Genomic DNA, 18,581 nt, shown 5'->3' with positions numbered 1-18,581 from the left:
AATTCCCCTAACCCGCCCCTTTCCGAAACTGGGGGCTTCGCCCCCAGACCCCCACCCCCATGTTGTGGCACTCTCCCCCAGACTTCTCCCCCAGCTAACGCTGGGGGTGCCCCCAGGAGGTGCCCCCAGCCCCGCGAGGGGCGTGGGCCCGCCCTGCTACGCAACCACCCACCCACACCAGCCACGACGCTCCGGCCCACCCCGCAACGGAGCTCGCGACGCTTGGTGGGCACAACACCGGCCACCGGCCCGCACCCGGCAAACCCCGGGCCCCGGGGCGCAAGCCCCGCACGCGGCGGAGCCGCATATCGGTACAGCGGGAAGGGGCGGGCTTAGGGGAAACCCACTCCGGCACCGCGTAACCGGGCGCCCGCAGGGGGAGCCCGCTGTGGGGCACTGTGCGGAAACCGCTGGGAACCTCGTATGGTCGTATCCGTGTTGGAGGAGATGCGGATCAGAGCCCTGGGCGTGATCGACGACGCCGTGGTCGAGCTGTCCCCCGGCTTCACCGCGGTGACCGGTGAGACCGGCGCGGGCAAGACCATGGTCGTCACCAGCCTTGGGCTGTTGCTCGGCGGACGCGCGGACGCGGCGCTCGTACGGGTCGGCGCCAAAGCCGCCGTCGTGGAGGGCCGTATCGTCGTCCCGCCAGACGCGCCCGCGGCGCGGCGGGCCCAGGAGGCGGGCGCCGAGCTCGATGAGGGGGCGCTGCTCATCAGCCGTACCGTCTCCGCCGAGGGCCGCTCCCGCGCCCATGTCGGCGGCCGGTCCGCGCCCGTCGGGCTGCTCACCGAGCTGAGCGATGACCTCGTCGCCGTGCATGGCCAGACCGACCAGCAGGGGCTGCTGCGCCCCGCCCGGCAGCGGCAGGCGCTCGACCGCTACGCGGGGGAGGCCGTCTCCGTGCCGCTGGCCGCCTATGCGGAGGCGTACAAGCGGCTGCGCGCCGTCACAGCCGAGTTGACGGAGCTCACCACCCGGGCCCGGGAGCGCGCCCAGGAAGCCGATCTGCTCCGCTTCGGCCTGGATGAGATCGCCGCAGCCGAGCCACGTGCCGGCGAGGACACCGAGCTCGCCGCCGAGGCCGAGCGGCTGGGGCACGCCGAGGCCCTGGCCTCCGCCGCCACCACCGCTCATGGCGCCCTCGCAGGCGATCCCGCCGACTCCGAGGGGGTGGACGCCGCCACCCTGGTCGCGGGCGCTCACCGGGCGCTGGAGGCCGTACGCGCCCACGACCCGGCGCTGGCCCAGCTTGCCGACCGGCTCGGTGAGGTCTCCATCCTGCTCTCCGATGTGGCGGGCGAACTCGCCGGATACGCCGACAATCTGGACGCCGATCCGCTGCGGCTCGCCGCCGTTGAGGAGCGCCGCGCCACGCTCACCCATCTCACCCGCAAATACGGTGAGGACGTCTCGGCCGTCCTGGCCTGGGCCGAACAGAGCGCGGCCCGGCTGGCGGACCTGGAGGGCGATGACGACCGTATCGGCACGCTCACCACCGAGCGCGACACCCTGCGCGCCGAACTGGCCGCCCAGGCACAGATCCTGACCGACGCGCGCACCGACGCGGCCAAGCGCTTCGCCGACGCGGTCACCGAGGAACTCGGCGAACTCGCCATGCCACACGCCCGGGTGACCGTGGAGCTGCGGCAGACCGAGGATCCCGAGGGCATCGAGGTCGGCGGCCGCACCGTCGCCTTCGGCCCGCACGGCGCCGACGAGGTCGAGCTGCTGCTCGCCCCGCACCCCGGTGCGCCGCCGCGCCCGATCGCCAAGGGCGCCTCGGGCGGTGAGCTGTCCCGGGTGATGCTCGCGGTCGAGGTCGTCTTCGCGGGGGCCGATCCCGTGCCCACCTATCTCTTCGACGAGGTCGACGCGGGTGTCGGCGGCAAGGCGGCGGTCGAGGTCGGCCGACGGCTGGCCCGGTTGGCGAAGACCGCGCAGGTCGTGGTCGTCACCCATCTGCCCCAGGTCGCGGCCTTCGCCGACCGTCACCTCGTCGTGGAGAAGACGCATGACGGCTCGGTGACCCGCAGCGGCGTGCAGGCGATGGTGGGCGAGGACCGGGTGCGCGAGCTGTCCCGGATGCTCGCCGGGCAGGAGGACTCCGAACTGGCCCGTGCGCATGCCGAAGAGCTGCTGGCCGCCGCCCGTAAGAGTGGCTGAGTAACGACTGGGTGACGACTGGTGACGACTGGGTGAGGGCTGGGTGAGGGCTGACCAAGGCCCTGACTAGGCCAGGTGGGTGGTCATGCGTGGTGGCGGCCGCTCAGTGACGCGGCAGCGGCTGGACGGCGGTGTCACCGCGCTCCCGTGGGCTGGCATCCTGGGCGCTGCGCCCGACTGCGTATCTGACATACCTGACGTACTCGATGTATCCGACCCAGGAGTCCGACCCGTTGTGAGCAGCATGTCCGCACTGTCCCCGCACGCCCAGGCGTCGCTGCACACCGTCCAGGTCCTCGGCGGCGGCAGCGCGGGTACCGGGGCGCATGTGCGCTCTCTCGCCGAGGGACTGGTCGCGCGCGGGGTACGGGTGACCGTCTGCGCGCCGCGCGGTGCCGAGCTGAGCTACGGCTTCACCAGCGCCGGGGCCCACTTCGCGCCGACCTCGGCCCGTACCGAGCCGGAGGCCGTCTCCATGCTGCGAGCCGTCTGTGCCGACGCCGATCTGGTGCACGCCCATGGGCTGCGCGCCGGGTTGCTCGCGGCGCTCGCGCTGGGTGGACGGCGCCGCCGGATTCCGCTGGTGGTCACCTGGCACACCCGGGCCCATACGGAGGGCTTCCGGGCCCAGGTGATGCGGTTGCTGGAGCGAAGGGTCGCCAAGGCGGCGAAGGTGGTGCTCGGCGCCAGCTCTGACCTGGTGGAACGGGCTCGCCGACGGGGCGCCCGCGACGCCCGGTTGGCGCCGGTGGCCATCCCGGCGCCGCGCAGCGCCCAGGACGACGGTGCGGCGCCGGGATCGCCACCGCCGTACGGTGACGATGACCGGTTGCACGCCAAGGTGCGTGCCGAACTCGGCGCCGTGGAGCGGCCCCTGGTCTTCACCATCGGACGGCTCGAACCGCACCAGGGGCACGACTCCCTCCTCACCGCGGCCCGCGCCTGGCGCCATCTCGGCCCACCGCCACTCCTCGCCATCGCGGGGGAAGGCACGCGGCGGGCCGAGATGCAGCACCGGATTGACACAGAGGCGCTGCCGGTACGGCTGCTGGGCCGACGCGATGACGCCCTTCGACTGCTCGCCGCCGCCGATGTCGCCGTGCTCCCCGGCTCCTGGGAAGCGCGATCACTCTTCGCCCAGGAAGCGCTGTACGCCGGGGTTCCGCTGGTGGCTACCGAGGTCGGCGGGGTACCGGAACTGGTCGGTGACGCCGCGGTGCTGGTGCCCTACGGCGATGCCGACGCGCTGGCCGCCGCCGTCGCCGGGCTGCTGGCCGACCCCGCGCGCCGGGTGGGCCTGGCCGCGGCGGGCCGTGCCCAGGCGGCCGCCTGGCCGACCGAGGACACCACCGTCGCCCAGGTGCTGAGTGTCTACGATGAGCTGGCGCACTCCGGCCGCTGAGCGCACGGGTCAGGTGGAGGCCCGTATGACCAGCCGCGCCGGGGTGATGACGGGGGTGGGCGGTGGCTCACCCTCCTCTCCGAGGCCGAGATGGCGCAGCAGCAGAGCGGCCATCATCGCGCCCATCTCCTGGACATCCTGACGCACCGTGGTCAGCGCGGGTTCCGCCCAGGCGGCGGGCTCCAGATCGTCATAGCCGACCACCGCGACATCCTCGGGTACCCGCCGCCCCCGGGCCCGCAGCGCCCGCAGCGCACCGGTGGCCATCAGATCGCTGCCCGCGAAGACGGCGTCCAGTTCCGGGCAGCGGTCCAGAAGTTGGGCCATGGCGCGCTCGCCGCCCTCCGCGGTGAAGTCACCGTCGGCCACCAGCGCCGGGTCAGCCTCGGTCACGCCCAGTGCGTCCCGGTACCCCGTCAGCCGGTCCAGCGCCGAGGTCTGATCCAGCGGCCCGGTGATGACGGCTATCCGGCGGCGGCCCCGTTTCAGGAGGTGTGTCACGGCCTGACGGGCGCCGCCCCGGTTGTCCGTATCGACATACAGCGGCCGTGGTTCCCGCTCCGCCTTCTCCCAGCCGGGCCGTCCGCCGAATACGGTGGGCAGCCCGGAATCCGTGGCCATCGCGGGCAGCGGATCGTCGCGGTGCAGCGAGAACATCAGCGCGCCGTCGACATGTCCACCGGACAGATAACGGCCGATACGGTCGTAGTCCGTGCGCTGCTCCAGAAGCAGTAGCAGGAGCTGCAGGTCATGCCGGGACAACTCCCGGCTGATGCCGCGCAGTTGCTGGGCGAAGAAGGGATCGGAGAAGACCCTTGTCTCCGGCTCGGCGATCACCACGGCGATCGCCCCGGTGCGCCGGGTGACCAGCGAACGCGCCGCGCTGTTGGGTATGTAGCCAAGTGCCGTCACCGACTGCTGGACCCGCTTGCGTACTTCATCGCGCACCCCCGCACCACCGTTGACCACCCGCGAGACGGTGGCCCGGGACACCCCGGCATGGGCGGCGACCGCTTCAAGGGTGGGGCGGGAACCGTGCACATCGAACTCCAATTCTCTCGCGGAGTCTTGACGCTACCGCTCGCGGTCGGCACTGTGCAGAGTCACGGCATGAGAGCGCTCTCACCCCCACGCATTGAGGAGCGTATGACATGGGCATGAATAAACGGCGATGGCTGGCCGCCGCCGGGACCTCCCTTGCGGCGCTGGCGGCTTTCTGTCTCCCCGCCGCAAGCGCGCAGGAGCCGGACCCCGTCGCGCTGGCAGAGGTCTGGCGCACCGACTTCGACGGCGCGGCAGGATCCCTGCCATCCGGTGACGACTGGATCGTCGACACCGGCACCGGCTATGAGGGCGGCCCGCCCAACTGGGGCACCGGTGAGATACAGACGTACACCGACGACCCGGCCAACCTTCAGCTGGACGGCGGAGGCCACCTCAGGATCACCGCGCTGAAGGACGGTGCCACCTGGACCTCCGGCCGGATTGAAACCCGGCGCACCGACTTCGCGGCTCCCGAGGGCGGCAAGCTCCGTATCGAGGCAGGTATCCAGCTGCCCGACACCTCCGGTGACGCGGCGCTCGGCTACTGGCCCGCCTTCTGGACCCTGGGCGCTGACTACCGGGGCAACTACTGGAACTGGCCCGGTGTCGGTGAGTTCGACATCATGGAGAACGTCAACGGTCTCGACCGCACCTGGGGCGTGCTGCACTGCGGCGTCAACCCCGGCGGCCCATGCAAGGAGACCGAGGGGCTGGGCGGCTCTGCCGAGTGCCCGGGCTGCGCCGACGACTTCCACACCTACGCGCTCGAACTGGACCGCACTGGATCCACCGAGTATCTGCGCTGGTACCTCGACGGCCGGGAATATCACTCCGTCAGCTCCGCCGATATGGACGCCAAGACCTGGGCCGACGCCACCCACCATGGCCACTTCGTCCTGCTGAACCTCGCCATGGGCGGCGCCTTCCCGGACGCCGTCGCCGGGCACCCCACCCCCACCGACGCCACCGAACCCGGCGCGTTCATGCTCGTCGACTATGTCTCCGTACAGCAGAGCGGCGGGGGGCGGCCGTGATGACGCGCAGGACGCTGCTCCGCGGCGTCCTCGCCCCGGGGCACGGTCTGGACGCCGGGCGCTTCCCGGAGGACTACCTCGACCCGTATATCGACCAGGTGTGGTCGGCCTGCGAAAGCCGGGACCTGACCATCACCACCAACGCCGGTGAGTTCACGGGACGCGTGGCAGAGGGGCGGCTGATCTTCCACGGGCCCGGCAAGGTGATCTTCGACCGGCCCAGCACCCGTGATGTGTTCTTCTGCGACGGTGCTCTGGCCGCACCCAACGACGAGATCACGGGGCCGGTCGCCGCGATCCTCGCGGCATCCCTGAACCGCACCACGGCACACAGCCATACCGCTCAGCCGGCCACTGACCCCGCCGACTTCTACCGGGGGGAGCTCACCCACCACTACGCCAAGGCCATGCACGCCGCGACCGAGGACGGCCGCGCCTATGCCTTCGCCTTTGACGATGTGGCGGGCTTTGCCTCCTACATCGAGGACAGCGCCCCCCAGCAGATCACCCTGACCCTGACGCCGCTTCTGCGCTGAACCGGCGCCTCCCCCAGCTACCCCAGGAGGTGCCGATCAGCCGCCGTACGCGCCGGAAGCGGTCAGCCGGAGCGCGGTGTCAATCAGCGGAACATGGCTGAAGGCCTGCGGAAAGTTCCCGACCTGGCGCTGTAGCCGGGGATCCCACTCCTCGGCGAGCAGCCCCAGGTCGTTCCGCAGGGACAGCAGCTTTTCAAAGAGCTGCCGTGCCTCGTCGACCCGTCCGATCATCGCGAGATCGTCCGCCAGCCAGAACGAGCAGGCCAGGAAGGCCCCCTCGTCGCCCTCAAGGCCGTCGATGCCGGCTTCCGCGCCCGTGGTCGGGTAGCGGAGCACAAAGCCGTCCTCCGTGGACAGCTCCCGCTGAATCGCCTCCACCGTGCCGATCACCCGCTTGTCGTCCGGTGGCAGAAAGCCCATCTGCGGGATGAGCAGCAGTGAGGCGTCCAGCTCCTGGGAGCCGTAGAACTGGGTGAAGGTGTTGCGCTCCTTGTCGTAGCCCTTTTCGCAGACCTCGCGATGGATGTCGTCGCGCAGCTCGCGCCACCGCTCCAGCGGGCCATCGACATCGCCCGACTCGATCAGCTTGACCGTGCGGTCGACGGCGACCCAGGCCATCACCTTGGAGTGCACAAACTGCCGACGCGGTCCGCGCACCTCCCAGATCCCCTCATCCGGCTCGCCCCAGTGATCTTCGAGGTAGCGGATCAGCTTGACCTGGAGCAGGCTTGCGTAGTCATTGCGGGCCAGCCCTGTCATATGGGCCAGGTGCAGCGCCTCGGTGACCTCGCCATAGACATCGAGCTGGAGCTGGCCTGCCGCGCCGTTGCCGACCCGGACCGGCTTGGAGCCCTCGTAACCCGGCAGCCAGGTCAGCTCCGTCTCGCCCAGCTCCCGCTCGCCCGCGATGCCGTACATGATCTGCAGGTTCTCGGGATCGCCCGCTACCGCGCGCAGCAGCCATTCGCGCCAGGCACGGGCCTCCTCGTGGTAACCGGTGCGCAGCAGGGACGACAGAGTGATCGCCGCGTCGCGGAGCCAGGTGAAGCGGTAGTCCCAGTTCCGGACGCCGCCGATCTCCTCCGGCAGCGAGGTGGTCGGTGCGGCGATGATGCCACCGGTCGGGGCATAGGTGAGAGCCTTGAGGGTGATCAGCGAGCGGATGACCGCTTCCCGGTAGGGGCCGTGATACGTGCAGTGCTCAACCCATTCGCGCCAGAAGTCCTGGGTCGTCTCCAGCGCCACCTCGGGCTCCGGCAGCGCGGGCGGCTCCTTGTGCGAGGGCTGCCAGCTGATAGTGAAGGAGATCCGTTCGCCCGGAGACACGGTGAAGTCCGAGTAGGTGGTCAGATGCTCGCCGTGCGTCTCGACATCGGTGTCCAGCCATACGGAGTCGGGGCCCGCGACCGCCACCGTGCGGTGGCCCACCTTGTGCACCCACGGCACGACCCAGCCGTAGGAGAAGCGCATACGCAGCGTGGAGCGCATCTGGACCCGGCCGCTCAGGCCCTCGATGATCCGCACCAACTGGGGTGCGCCGTCACGCGGTGGCATGAAGTCGGTGACTCTTACGGTGCCGTGCGGGGTATCCCACTCCGACTCCAGGATGAGCGAGTCGCCACGGTACCGGCGCCGGGTCGCCGGCAGCGGCTCATCGTCGTCGCGCTCCGGGGCAGGGCCCAGTCGCCACAGGCCGTGCTCCTCGGTGCCCAGCAGGCCCGCGAATACGGCATGGGAGTCAAATCGGGGCAGACACAGCCAGTCCGCTGCGCCATCCCTGCCAATGAGGGCGGCGGTCTGCATATCCCCAATGAGTGCGTAATCCTCGATGCGCCCGGCCACGTGCATCTCCAGTCGAACTGCGGCGACGCCCCATGGGACGTGCGATTCTTTCGTCCTGCCCAATCGAGTATCCGAGCAGGATACGTCGCGGACCATTGATCCGCTCCATGGTCACGATAGGTCGGGGAAGCCGCTGAGGTGGCATCGTTGACGTATTAACCACCTCACGTTGCATCGCAGGACCTCTCTTATTGACTGATACCCTGGTAGCCCGTGGAGCGGAGGGCGACAAACCCCCGAACCGCAGCGACGGCACCCCTAGTGCATAAGGGGAGCTGATGCGCATCTCACCTCGCGACCACGGGAGCCCCCTCTTGGCTATGCCGCCCAAATCCATGACGACCAAGCACCTCTTCGTCACCGGGGGTGTCGCCTCCTCGCTTGGCAAGGGCCTCACCGCCTCCAGCCTGGGGGCGCTCCTCAAGGCGCGTGGCCTGCGGGTCACCATGCAGAAGCTCGACCCCTACCTCAATGTCGACCCTGGCACGATGAACCCGTTCCAGCACGGTGAGGTGTTCGTCACCAACGACGGCGCCGAGACCGATCTGGACATCGGCCACTACGAGCGCTTCCTCGATGTCGACCTCGACGGGTCCGCCAACGTCACTACCGGCCAGGTCTACTCCTCGGTGATCGCCAAGGAGCGGCGTGGTGAGTACCTGGGCGACACCGTGCAGGTCATCCCGCACATCACCAATGAGATCAAGCACCGCATCCGCCGGATGGCGACCGAGGATGTCGACGTGGTCATCACCGAGGTCGGCGGTACCGTCGGCGACATCGAGTCGCTGCCGTTCCTTGAGGCCGTCCGCCAGGTCCGTCACGAGGTGGGCCGGGACAATGTCTTCGTTGTGCATATCTCGCTGCTGCCCTACATCGGCCCCTCCGGCGAGCTCAAGACCAAGCCGACCCAGCACTCGGTCTCGGCGCTGCGCAGCATCGGCATCCAGCCGGACGCGATCGTGCTGCGCGCCGACCGCGAGGTGCCGACCGCGATCAAGCGCAAGATCTCGCTGATGTGTGATGTCGACGATGCCGCGGTCGTTGCCGCCATCGACGCCAAGTCGATCTACGACATTCCCAAGGTGCTGCACAGTGAGGGCCTGGACGCCTACGTGGTGCGCCGCCTCGATCTGCCGTTCCGCGATGTGGACTGGACCCAGTGGGATGACCTGCTCGGCCGGGTCCACCAGCCCGACCACGAGGTCACCATCGCGCTGGTGGGCAAGTACATTGACCTGCCCGACGCTTATCTGTCGGTCACCGAGGCGATCCGTGCGGGCGGCTTCGCCAACCGGACCCGTGTCAAGATCAAGTGGGTGACTTCGGACGACTGCAAGACCGCCGAGGGCGCGAAGAAGCAGCTGGGCGACGCGGACGCCATCTGCGTACCGGGCGGCTTCGGCGACCGTGGTGTGGAGGGCAAGGTCTCAGCGATCACCTACGCCCGGGAGAACAAGGTCCCGCTGCTCGGGCTCTGTCTGGGGCTGCAGTGCATCGTCATCGAGGCCGCCCGCAACCTGGCGGGCATCGAGGCCGCCAACTCCACGGAGTTCGACCAGGCCACCGCGCATCCGGTGATCTCCACCATGGAGGAACAACTCGACATCGTCGCCGGTGAGGGCGATATGGGCGGCACCATGCGGCTCGGTATGTACCCGGCGAAGCTCGCCGAGGGCTCGATCGTCCGCGAGGTCTACGGCGACCAGCCGTATGTGGAAGAGCGACACCGCCACCGCTACGAGGTCAACAACGCCTACCGTGGCGAGCTGGAAAAGGCCGGGATCGTCTTCTCCGGCACCTCCCCGGACAACAAGCTCGTCGAGTACGTCGAGTATCCGCGCGAGACGCACCCGTACCTGGTCGCCACCCAGGCTCACCCCGAGCTGCGCTCCCGTCCCACCCGACCGCACCCGCTCTTCGCGGGCCTGGTCAAGGCCGCCGTCGCGCGCCGGCAGGGGGTCTGACCGATGGCGGAGCTGCTCTGGGACACCCCGGAGGAGTGGGAGGTCATCGCGACCGCCACCCCCTTCACCGGCAACAAGACGAGCGTCCGTACGGATGACGTCGTCATGCCGGACGGGAAGATCGTCCGGCGTGACTACCAGGTGCACCCCGGCTCGGTCGCCGTGCTCGCCCTGGACGACCAGGACCGGGTGCTGGTGCTCAACCAGTACCGGCACCCGGTGCGGCAGAAGCTGTGGGAGATCCCGGCGGGGCTGCTCGACGTCCCCGGTGAGAACCCGCTGCGCGCCGCACAGCGCGAGCTGTACGAGGAGGCGCACGTCAAGGCCGAGGACTGGCGGGTCCTCACCGACGTCTACACGACGCCAGGCGGCTGTGACGAGGCCGTACGGATCTTCCTCGCCCGTGAGCTGTCCGAGGCGGAGGGGGAACGCTTCGAGGTCTTCGAGGAGGAGGCCGTCATGCAGCTGGAGAGGGCACCCCTCGCGGATCTGGTCCATGGCGTGCTGGCGGGCGAGCTGCACAACAACTGCCTCGCTGTGGGTGTGCTCGCGCTCAGCGCCGCGCTGGCGGGCGATGGCGTGGACGCCCTGCGCCCAGCCGACGCGGAATGGCCCGCCCGCCCTTTTTCCTGACGGCGACCACCGCTTTTTCAGCGGCGCCCTCGCGCCTCTCGGCGCTGGGGCGCCCCGAGGGCTTCGGCCGCCGTTGTCGGCGGTGGGGTTCCCCTGACCCGGCCCCTTCCCGAAATTGGGGGCTGCCGCCCCCCAGACCCCACCCTGTGTTGTGGGCACTCTCCCCCAGCTATCGCTGGGAGGTGCCCCCAGCCCCGCGAGGGGCGTAGGTCCACCCTGCTACGCAACCACCCGCCCACATCAGCCACGACGCTCCGGCCCGCCCCGCAACGGGGCTCGCGACGCTTGGTGGGCACAACACCGCCCACCGGCCCGCACTCGGTCAACCCCGGGGGGCCCGGGGCGAAGCCCCGGTTACGGGAAGGGGCGGGAATTGGGGAAACCCACCCGCGGCACCCGGGAGCCGGGGGGAGCCCCGCCGCGCGGCGGAGCCGCACCGCGGGGATGATCCGATGCGGTGATCGGCCGCCTGTCGTATCGCGTGATGGCCTGGTCACTGAACTACGCTCAGCCCGTGACGGATCAGGTGGTGCACAGCAACGCCCCCACGGAGGCTGCGGGGGCAGCAGCGGGATTTGTCGGCCGGGAGCGCGAGCTGGCCCAGATGCGGGCCGATCTCGAGCGCGCAGGGCTCGACACGCTCTCCGGTAAACCGGCCAACCGCAGCCGGGTGCTGCTGATCGCGGGGCAGCCGGGTTCCGGCCGGACCGCGCTCGCGGAGGAGTTCATCCGGCAGGTGGCCGAGGACTACCCCGATGGGATCCTGCGCGTCCGGCTCACCGATCCAGGCGGTGGCGTCGTGCCCGTGGAGCGCGTCGCCCGGGATCTGCTGGACGCGGCCGCGGTGCCCGCACCGCCGGGGGCGGCCGCGGAGGAGCTGACCGAAGCCCTGCGGGCCGCACTGAGCGGCCGCAGGGCTCTGCTGTTCCTGGACGAGGTAGCCGCTGCCGAGCAGCTGGTCGAGGTGCTGCCGGAGTCCCGGAGCTGCCTGGTGCTGGCCACCGCCGAGGGGCCGCTCACCGGGGTACCGGATGTCCGGCCCTGCACCCTGGGTGGCCTGGACAGCTGGGCCTCCGTTGAGCTGCTCGCCCAGCGGGCCGGCACCGGGATCCGTATCACCGTGGATCCCCGCGCCGCCGAGGCGCTGGCCGAGACCTGTGCCCATCTGCCCGCCGCGCTGACCCTGCTGGGCGGCTGGCTCACCGCGAACCCGCAGGCTTCCGTCCTGGACGCGGCGCGGCGGCTCGCGGAGGTGTCTGATGAGCCCCGGCCGCTCCACCGGGCCTTCCGGCTGCTCCATGAGGTGCTGCCGTCGTCTGCCGCCCGGCTGCTCCGGCTGCTCCCTCTCGCCCCGGACGGGTTTGTCGACGCGCATCTCGCCTCCGCCCTCGCGGGCTGCTCGGTGTCCGACGCCCAGAGCGCCCTCGACGACTTCGCCCGCTTCGGTCTGCTGCACCCCGGCGATGCCCAGTCCTACCGGGTGCCCGGCTGTCTGGATCCGCTGTTGCGCGAACTGCTGGCCGCTGGAGAGCGCCCGGCCGATGTGCTGCTGGCCCGGGCCCGGATGCTGGAGCGGGCCGTACGGCAGCTGCACTCCTGCTGGGCCATCACCGAGCCGGAGGGCTCCGAGCCCCGCCGGGAGCTGGCCGGTCAGCCGCGTTCGATGCGCTTCGGCACGCCCGCGGCGGCCGCGGCCTGGCTGGACTCCCGGCTGCCCGCGTTGCTCGCGGCCGCCCGGCTCGCAGTCGGGGGAGGCGAGCTCGACAACCTCGCCCGGCGGTTTATCGCCGCCCTGGCCCGTGCGCTGAACGCGCACCGCACACCCGAGCAGGTCGCCCCTGAGCAGTACCGGCTGCATGAGCTGGTCCTCGGGGTGGCCGAGCGCCGTGAGCTGCACCGTGAGCGGGCCGCCGCCCTGCTCAACCTCGGCGATCTGGACGCCTGGTCCGGACGGCTGACCGAGGCGCTGGCCCGCTATCGTGCCGCTCTGGAGGCCGCTCGGGCGGATGGCGGTGTCCGGGGCGGCGGCGATACGGAGGCCGCCGTACGGGCCATGGACGCCCTGGGCGGCACCTATGCCGAGCTGGCGGACTGGTCGCGCGCCGCCGACTGGTACGGGCGGGCGCTCGCGCTGTGCCAGACCCAGGGCGACCTCGACGGCGCCGCCCGGCTGCACAGCCGGATCGGCGCTGTGCAGGTCTATGCCGGGCAGTGGGGCGAGGCACTGCACGCCTGGCGCGCGGCCGCCGCGGTGTACCGGCGGCAACGGAATCCGCAAGCCTTCGCCCGGGCGCTGAGCGAGGTGGCGCGGGTGCAGGAGTACGCGGGACGCCCGCGGGAGTCCCTGCGCACCTGCTACGACGCCCTGTATGTGGCCCGCAAGGCCGGGGACGACCGGCTGCAGGCGGCACTGAGCCTGCGGCTGGCGGACACTTGTGAACGGGTGGGTGAAACAGCGGGGGCGCGGGCACACCGTGCGGTGGCGGACCGGCTGCTGAGGAAAACATCCGATTCGTCCCCAAGTGAAGACACCCTCTGAGGCCTCACCTACGAAATCCATAGTGATCCAGTAAAAGATTGGCTCTTTGTAAGGCTGGACACGGCGAGATCCTTCATTAGACTGGCTGAGCCGTGGGCATCCCGGCTGCTTCTGGTATCTCCCCTCTATGCCGGTATATGCCGACGCAGACGGATACGCCCCGCTATCTCCAGCACCCCAGAATCAAGGACCGTGATCGACGTGAAGGTCGGTATCCCCCGCGAGGTCAAGAACAACGAGTTCCGCGTGGCCATCACGCCGGCCGGCGTGCACGAGCTCGTGCGCAACGGCCACCAGGTCTACGTGGAGCAGGGCGCCGGTCTCGGCTCCTCCATCGCCGACCAGGAGTACACCGCCGCCGGAGCCGAGATCCTCGGCACCGCGGACGAGGTGTGGGCCACCGCCGATCTGCTCTTGAAGGTCAAGGAGCCGATCGCCGAGGAGTATCACCGGCTCCGCAAGGACCAGACGCTCTTCACCTATCTCCACCTCGCCGCCTCCCGCGAGTGCACCGACGCCCTGCTGGAGTCCGGCACCACGGCCATCGCCTACGAGACCGTCGAGACGGCGAACCGCGCGCTGCCGCTGCTCGCCCCGATGTCCGAGGTCGCGGGCCGGATCGCCCCGCAGGTCGGCGCGTACCACCTGATGCGGTCGGCCGGCGGACGCGGTGTGTTGCCGGGTGGCGTCCCGGGTGTGCACGCGGGCAGGGCCGTCGTCATCGGTGGCGGTGTCTCCGGCTGGAGCGCCACCCAGATCGCGGTCGGCATGGGATTCCATGTCACCCTGCTCGACAAGGACGTCAACAAGCTCCGCGAGGCGGACAAGATCTTCGGTACCAAGGTGCAGACGGTCACCTCCAACGCCTACGAGCTGGAGAAGGCGGTCCTGGCGGCCGACCTGGTCATCGGTGCGGTGCTCATCCCCGGTGCCAAGGCACCGAAGCTGGTCACCAATGAGCTCGTCTCCCGGATGAAGCCGGGAAGTGTCCTTGTCGACATCGCGATCGACCAGGGCGGCTGCTTCGAGGACTCCCGTCCCACCACGCATGCCGAGCCCACCTTCCGGGTGCACGACTCGGTCTTCTACTGCGTGGCCAATATGCCCGGCGCGGTGCCCAACACCTCGACCTACGCGCTGACCAACGCCACGCTGCCGTACATCGTCGAGCTGGCCAACCGCGGCTGGGTGGAGGCGCTGCGCCGTGATCCGGCGCTGGCCAAGGGCCTCAACACTCATGACGGCGAGGTCGTTTACGGTCCGGTCGCCGAGGCACACGGGCTGGAGCATGCCGAGCTGGGTAAGCTGCTGGGCTGACCCGGGGTGTGACGTCAGGGACAGACGTCAACATCACCAACGCGACATCACCGGCCGGACCTTGGCGACCGAGGTCCGGCCGGTGCCGTATCGGCTATTTTTCTATGCTGGGTCAACTCGCCTTGAGTGGCGGTGATTAACCCTTTCGCATGCCCCGAAAACCTCGGGGACCCGCGTCTTGCGCCCTTGACAGCCGGGTGTTCGATTGCCGACACATCGTGCCGTGTCCGGCGGATTGTGTTGCTGCGAACCACCGACACGCCATAGAGTCGCCAACCGTCGGCATGGTGCCACGCTGACCTGTCTAGAAATTTCCTGGTCACCAAGGAGGTAAGACGACTTGTGAATGAGTCGACATTTACTCCCGGGGGTGGTCAACCAGGAGCGCCTGCGCTGGGCCAGGGGCCCGCGGGGCTCAAGGCTGTCGGCTCCGTCGCTGTCCACACCTTCACCGCCCACCAGGATCCACCAAGCATGACAGCCCACCAGAGCATGGACGGACACCACGTGAACGCCATGGCCGGCGACCGTACGGGCGGCAAGACCGACCGTCTCGCCGACTACGATGACGCCCCCTACGGCGACCTCCCCCAGGGTCACTTCTACGACCCCGACGCGGAGTACGAGCCGGATCCCGAGTACGCGGCCACGCTCGCGCCTGACGCGGCCCGCCAGCGCCGTGAGCGCATCGGGCCAACGGGCCGCCCGCTGCCGTACTTTCCGATCCCCGGACCCGTCACCGAGCACGGCCCGGCGAAGATCATCGCGATGTGCAACCAGAAGGGCGGGGTCGGCAAGACCACCTCGACCATCAACCTGGGCGCCGCGCTCGCCGAATACGGCCGCCGGGTGCTGCTCGTCGACTTCGATCCGCAGGGCGCGCTCTCGGTCGGTCTCGGCGTCAACCCGATGGAGCTCGATCTGACCGTCTACAACCTGCTCATGGAGCGGGGTATGGCGCCCGACGAGGTGTTGCTGAAGACGGCGGTCGCGGGGATGGACCTGCTGCCCAGCAATATCGATTTGTCAGCCGCGGAAGTGCAGTTGGTCAGCGAAGTCGCCAGAGAGTCGACACTGCAGCGCGCGTTGCAGCCGCTGCTGGCCGACTACGACTTCATTGTCATCGACTGCCAGCCCTCGCTGGGCCTGCTGACGGTCAACGCGCTGACCGCCGCGCACAAGGTGATCGTGCCGCTGGAGTGTGAGTTCTTCGCACTGCGCGGGGTGGCGCTGCTGACCGAGACCATCGAGAAGGTACAGGAACGGCTCAACCCGGAGCTGGAGCTCGATGGGATCCTGGCCACGATGTACGACTCGCGTACCGTGCACAGCCGAGAAGTGCTGGCCCGGGTGGTCGAGGCGTTCGACGACAACGTCTACCACACGGTGATCGGGCGTACGGTCCGCTTCCCGGAGACCACGGTCGCCGGTGAGCCGATCACCACATACGCCTCCAACTCCGTGGGCGCCGCCGCCTATCGCCAGCTTGCCAGGGAGGTGCTCGCCCGGTGCCACGCCGAGTGAGTCTCCCGGCAGCCGACGAACTGTTCCGCACGACCGGGGGGTCCGCGGTGCAGTCCTCCTCCCCTCAGCAGCAGGCCAACGGTGAGGTCTCCGGCGGAGCGTCCGGTGCCCGGGTGCCTGCCCCGACCGGGGAGTCCGCCGCCGCCGAGCACACCGTGGCGGAGGAGTCCGGCGGTGGTGAGGTCGGGGGTGCGCCCGCGCAGCCGGGAAGTCCGGCCGCCGCGGACGAGCACAGCGGCCGAGAGGCCCCGCAGCCGCGCGCCACAGGCTCCGCCAAGGGTCCGGTGCCGGGACAACAGGGCACGGGCCAGCCCCGCGGCGCCAGGACGGGCCAGCAGCCAGCTCCGGCGAAGAGCGGCCGCCAGGCGGCCGGGGGAGGCGCACAGCGCCGCGGACGGTCCGCGCCGCGCCGCCCCAGCGGGCGGGAGCGCCATGATGAGAAGATCACGGTCTATGTCTCCGCCGAGGAGCTGATGGACCTCGAACACGCCCGGCTTGTGCTCCGTGGTGAACATGGGCTCGCCGTCGACCGCGGCCGTATCGTCCGGGAAGCGGTGGCCGTGGTACTCGCCGACCTTGAGTCACGTGGCGACGCGAGCATCCTCGTCCGCCGCCTGCGCGGACGGTAAGCGGGGGTTTTCGCGCCTGAACCGGCGCCTCCCCCAGCTAACGCTGGGAGGTGCCCCCACTCGCAGACCTGGTTGCTCGGGGAAGGGTTGCGCAATTGATGGTTGCTGTCCGGGGCGGCCTTGTGCCGTGAGTGTCACGGGATGGCTGGGCGGTAGTCTGCCCCGCGATGACCGCTTCCGACGACTCTGTGCCCGCCCGCCGAGCACCCCGCCGTGCCCTCGGCCGGGGGCCGGGGGCCGCGCCTGCGGAGGCGGCCGGACCGGAGACCGTACGGGAGCCCCAGGAGCAGCCGGAGCCGGAATCGCACGCGGCTCCCGCCCCCGCCCCCGCCCCGCAGACTGAGCCGCAGCGGAAGCCCGCCCCGGAGCCTGAGTCCGGGCCTGAGACCGGAACGGAATCCGGGTCGGGGTCCGGACCGGAGTCCGGTCCGGAGGCCGGACCGGCTGCGGTGGTGGATCGCGAAGCCGGGGTGGAGCCTGACGACGGCCGGTTCAAGGTTGTCCTCGACAACTTCGAGGGGCCCTTCGATCTGCTCCTCCAACTGATCTCCAAGCACAAGCTGGATGTCACGGAGGTCGCCCTCTCCAAGGTCACCGATGAGTTCATGGCACACATCCACGCCATGGGCCCGGACTGGGATCTCGACCAGACCACCGAGTTCCTCGTCGTCGCCGCGACCCTGCTCGACCTCAAGGCCGCCCGGCTGCTGCCCGCCGCCGAGGTCGAGGACGAGGCCGATCTCGCCCTGCTGGAGGCCCGCGACCTGCTCTTCGCCCGGCTGTTGCAGTACCGCGCGTACCGGCAGATCGCCGATATCTTCGCCGACCGGCTGGTGGCCGAGGCCCGCCGCCACCCCCGTACGGTCGGTCTCGAACCACACCACGCCGAGCTGCTGCCCGAGGTCGTCATCAGCATCGGCCCCGAGGGATTCGCCAAGCTCGCCGTGAAGGCGATGCAGCCCAAGCCGAAGCCACAGGTCTACGTCGACCACATTCACGCCCCACTGGTCAGCGTGCGGGAACAGGCCGAGGTGGTCATCGCCCGGCTGCGCGAGCTGGGTGAGGCCAGCTTCCAGACGCTGACCGCGGACGCCCCCGACACCCTCACCGTCGTCGCCCGCTTCCTCGCCCTCCTCGAGCTCTACCGTGAGCGCGCGGTCGTTCTCGACCAGGAGGACGCGCTTGGTGCGCTCACCGTCCGCTGGAGCGGCGGCGAAGAGGCGCGGCCGCTGGTCACGGATGAGTTCGACCAGGAGCCACAGCAGCGGGAGCGAGAGGAAGAAACGAGCTCATGAGTGACGAGACAGCCCAGCCGTCCGGCCCCCAGGAGCCACCCACCGGGACCAGCACGGTCGCCGAGCTGGAGCTCAAGCCAGCCCTGGAAGCGGTCCTCATGGTCGTCGATGAGCCCGCTACCGAGGAACACCTGGCGAAGGTCCTGGAGCGCCCCCGGCGCGCCGTCGCCGACGCGCTGCGTGAGCTCGCCGATGAGTACGCCCAGCAGCGCCGCGGCTTTGAGCTGCGGCTCATCGCCGGGGGCTGGCGTTTCTATACGCGCCCCGAGTACGCCGACGCCGTCGAGAACTTCGTCCTGGACGGCCAGCAGGCCCGGCTCACCCAGGCCGCGCTGGAGACCCTCGCCGTGGTCGCCTACCGGCAGCCCGTCAGCCGCTCACGGGTCTCGGCGGTACGCGGAGTGAACTGCGACGGTGTGATGCGTACCCTGTTGCAGCGCGGTCTGGTGGAGGAGGCGGGCGCCGAACCTGAAACAGGTGCGATCCTGTATGTGACGACGCACTATTTCCTGGAGCGGATGGGCCTGCGCGGCCTGGATGAACTACCGGAGCTGGCGCCCTTCCTCCCCGAGGCGGACGCCGTCGAGGGCGAAAGCCAGGAGGGCGTGCCGTCGTTCGATGTAGACGACAGCGGCGATCCCCAGACGTAAGAC

At 70.1% G+C, this 18,581-nt stretch carries 14 protein-coding genes; 12 read left to right on the top strand and 2 right to left on the bottom strand.

Translation table 11 applies throughout. From position 1 onward, the window contains the following. Positions 1-423 precede the first annotated feature (423 nt). Entirely contained in the window at positions 424-2,166 is a 1,743-nt protein-coding gene (gene recN, locus test1122_RS02005; protein ID WP_232267418.1) for a DNA repair protein RecN, read from the top strand. 244 nt (positions 2,167-2,410) lie between these two features. Continuing rightward, positions 2,411-3,568: a glycosyltransferase family 4 protein gene (locus test1122_RS02000; protein ID WP_232271714.1), complete on the top strand. Its 1,158-nt coding sequence runs from the start codon at positions 2,411-2,413 to the stop codon at positions 3,566-3,568. 9 nt (positions 3,569-3,577) lie between these two features. Here test1122_RS02000 and test1122_RS01995 read toward each other — a convergent pair whose 3' ends face one another. Further along, a complete protein-coding gene (locus test1122_RS01995) occupies positions 3,578-4,609 on the bottom strand; it encodes a LacI family DNA-binding transcriptional regulator (protein ID WP_232267417.1) in 1,032 nt (343 codons plus the stop codon). Between the two features lie 110 nt (positions 4,610-4,719). On the opposite strand from test1122_RS01995, the gene test1122_RS01990 reads away from it, so the two are divergent. Then, on the top strand, positions 4,720-5,646 hold the full coding sequence (locus test1122_RS01990) for a glycoside hydrolase family 16 protein (protein WP_232267416.1): 927 nt from the start codon (positions 4,720-4,722) through the stop codon (positions 5,644-5,646). Beyond that, positions 5,643-6,182 carry a beta-1,3-glucanase family protein gene (locus test1122_RS01985; protein ID WP_479685730.1) on the top strand — a complete coding sequence of 180 codons (540 nt, stop codon included), beginning with the start codon at positions 5,643-5,645 and terminating at the stop codon, positions 6,180-6,182. The genes test1122_RS01990 and test1122_RS01985 overlap by 4 nt, the downstream gene beginning before the upstream one ends. 36 nt (positions 6,183-6,218) lie before the next feature. Here test1122_RS01985 and test1122_RS01980 read toward each other — a convergent pair whose 3' ends face one another. After that, on the bottom strand, positions 6,219-8,030 hold the full coding sequence (locus test1122_RS01980) for a glycoside hydrolase family 15 protein (protein WP_232267415.1): 1,812 nt from the start codon (positions 8,028-8,030) through the stop codon (positions 6,219-6,221). Positions 8,031-8,344: 314 nt separating this feature from the next. On the opposite strand from test1122_RS01980, the gene test1122_RS01975 reads away from it, so the two are divergent. The 8 genes from test1122_RS01975 (at position 8,345) to scpB (ending at position 18,578) form a co-directional block, all read left to right on the top strand. Beyond that, on the top strand, positions 8,345-9,991 hold the full coding sequence (locus test1122_RS01975; protein WP_232271713.1) for a CTP synthase: 1,647 nt from the start codon (positions 8,345-8,347) through the stop codon (positions 9,989-9,991). A 3-nt stretch (positions 9,992-9,994) separates the two neighbouring features. Continuing rightward, positions 9,995-10,624, top strand: coding sequence for an NUDIX domain-containing protein (locus tag test1122_RS01970; protein ID WP_232267414.1), 630 nt, complete (start codon positions 9,995-9,997; stop codon positions 10,622-10,624). A gap of 514 nt (positions 10,625-11,138) precedes the next feature. Next, a complete protein-coding gene (locus test1122_RS01965; protein WP_232267413.1) occupies positions 11,139-13,163 on the top strand; it encodes a tetratricopeptide repeat protein in 2,025 nt (674 codons plus the stop codon). A 201-nt stretch (positions 13,164-13,364) separates the two neighbouring features. Beyond that, the gene (ald, locus tag test1122_RS01960; protein ID WP_232271712.1) at positions 13,365-14,480 is read left to right on the top strand and encodes an alanine dehydrogenase; all 1,116 of its coding nucleotides are present in this window, start codon (positions 13,365-13,367) and stop codon (positions 14,478-14,480) included. 342 nt (positions 14,481-14,822) lie between these two features. Continuing rightward, the gene (locus test1122_RS01955; protein WP_232267412.1) at positions 14,823-16,004 is read left to right on the top strand and encodes a ParA family protein; all 1,182 of its coding nucleotides are present in this window, start codon (positions 14,823-14,825) and stop codon (positions 16,002-16,004) included. Then, positions 16,001-16,633, top strand: a complete 633-nt coding sequence (locus test1122_RS01950) for a hypothetical protein (protein ID WP_232267411.1) — start codon at positions 16,001-16,003, stop codon at positions 16,631-16,633. The genes test1122_RS01955 and test1122_RS01950 overlap by 4 nt, the downstream gene beginning before the upstream one ends. A gap of 167 nt (positions 16,634-16,800) precedes the next feature. Then, the gene (locus test1122_RS01945) at positions 16,801-17,928 is read left to right on the top strand and encodes a segregation/condensation protein A (RefSeq protein WP_232267410.1); all 1,128 of its coding nucleotides are present in this window, start codon (positions 16,801-16,803) and stop codon (positions 17,926-17,928) included. Next, the gene (gene scpB, locus test1122_RS01940; RefSeq protein ID WP_232267409.1) at positions 17,925-18,578 is read left to right on the top strand and encodes an SMC-Scp complex subunit ScpB; all 654 of its coding nucleotides are present in this window, start codon (positions 17,925-17,927) and stop codon (positions 18,576-18,578) included. The genes test1122_RS01945 and scpB overlap by 4 nt, the downstream gene beginning before the upstream one ends. Positions 18,579-18,581 lie beyond the last annotated feature (3 nt).

It is taken from the genome of Streptomyces gobiensis, from assembly GCF_021216675.1.
In the GTDB taxonomy this organism is placed as follows: domain Bacteria; phylum Actinomycetota; class Actinomycetes; order Streptomycetales; family Streptomycetaceae; genus Streptomyces; species Streptomyces gobiensis.
The sequence above is the reverse complement of the archived record's forward strand: the minus strand, read 5'-3'. Positions and strand labels throughout refer to the sequence as shown.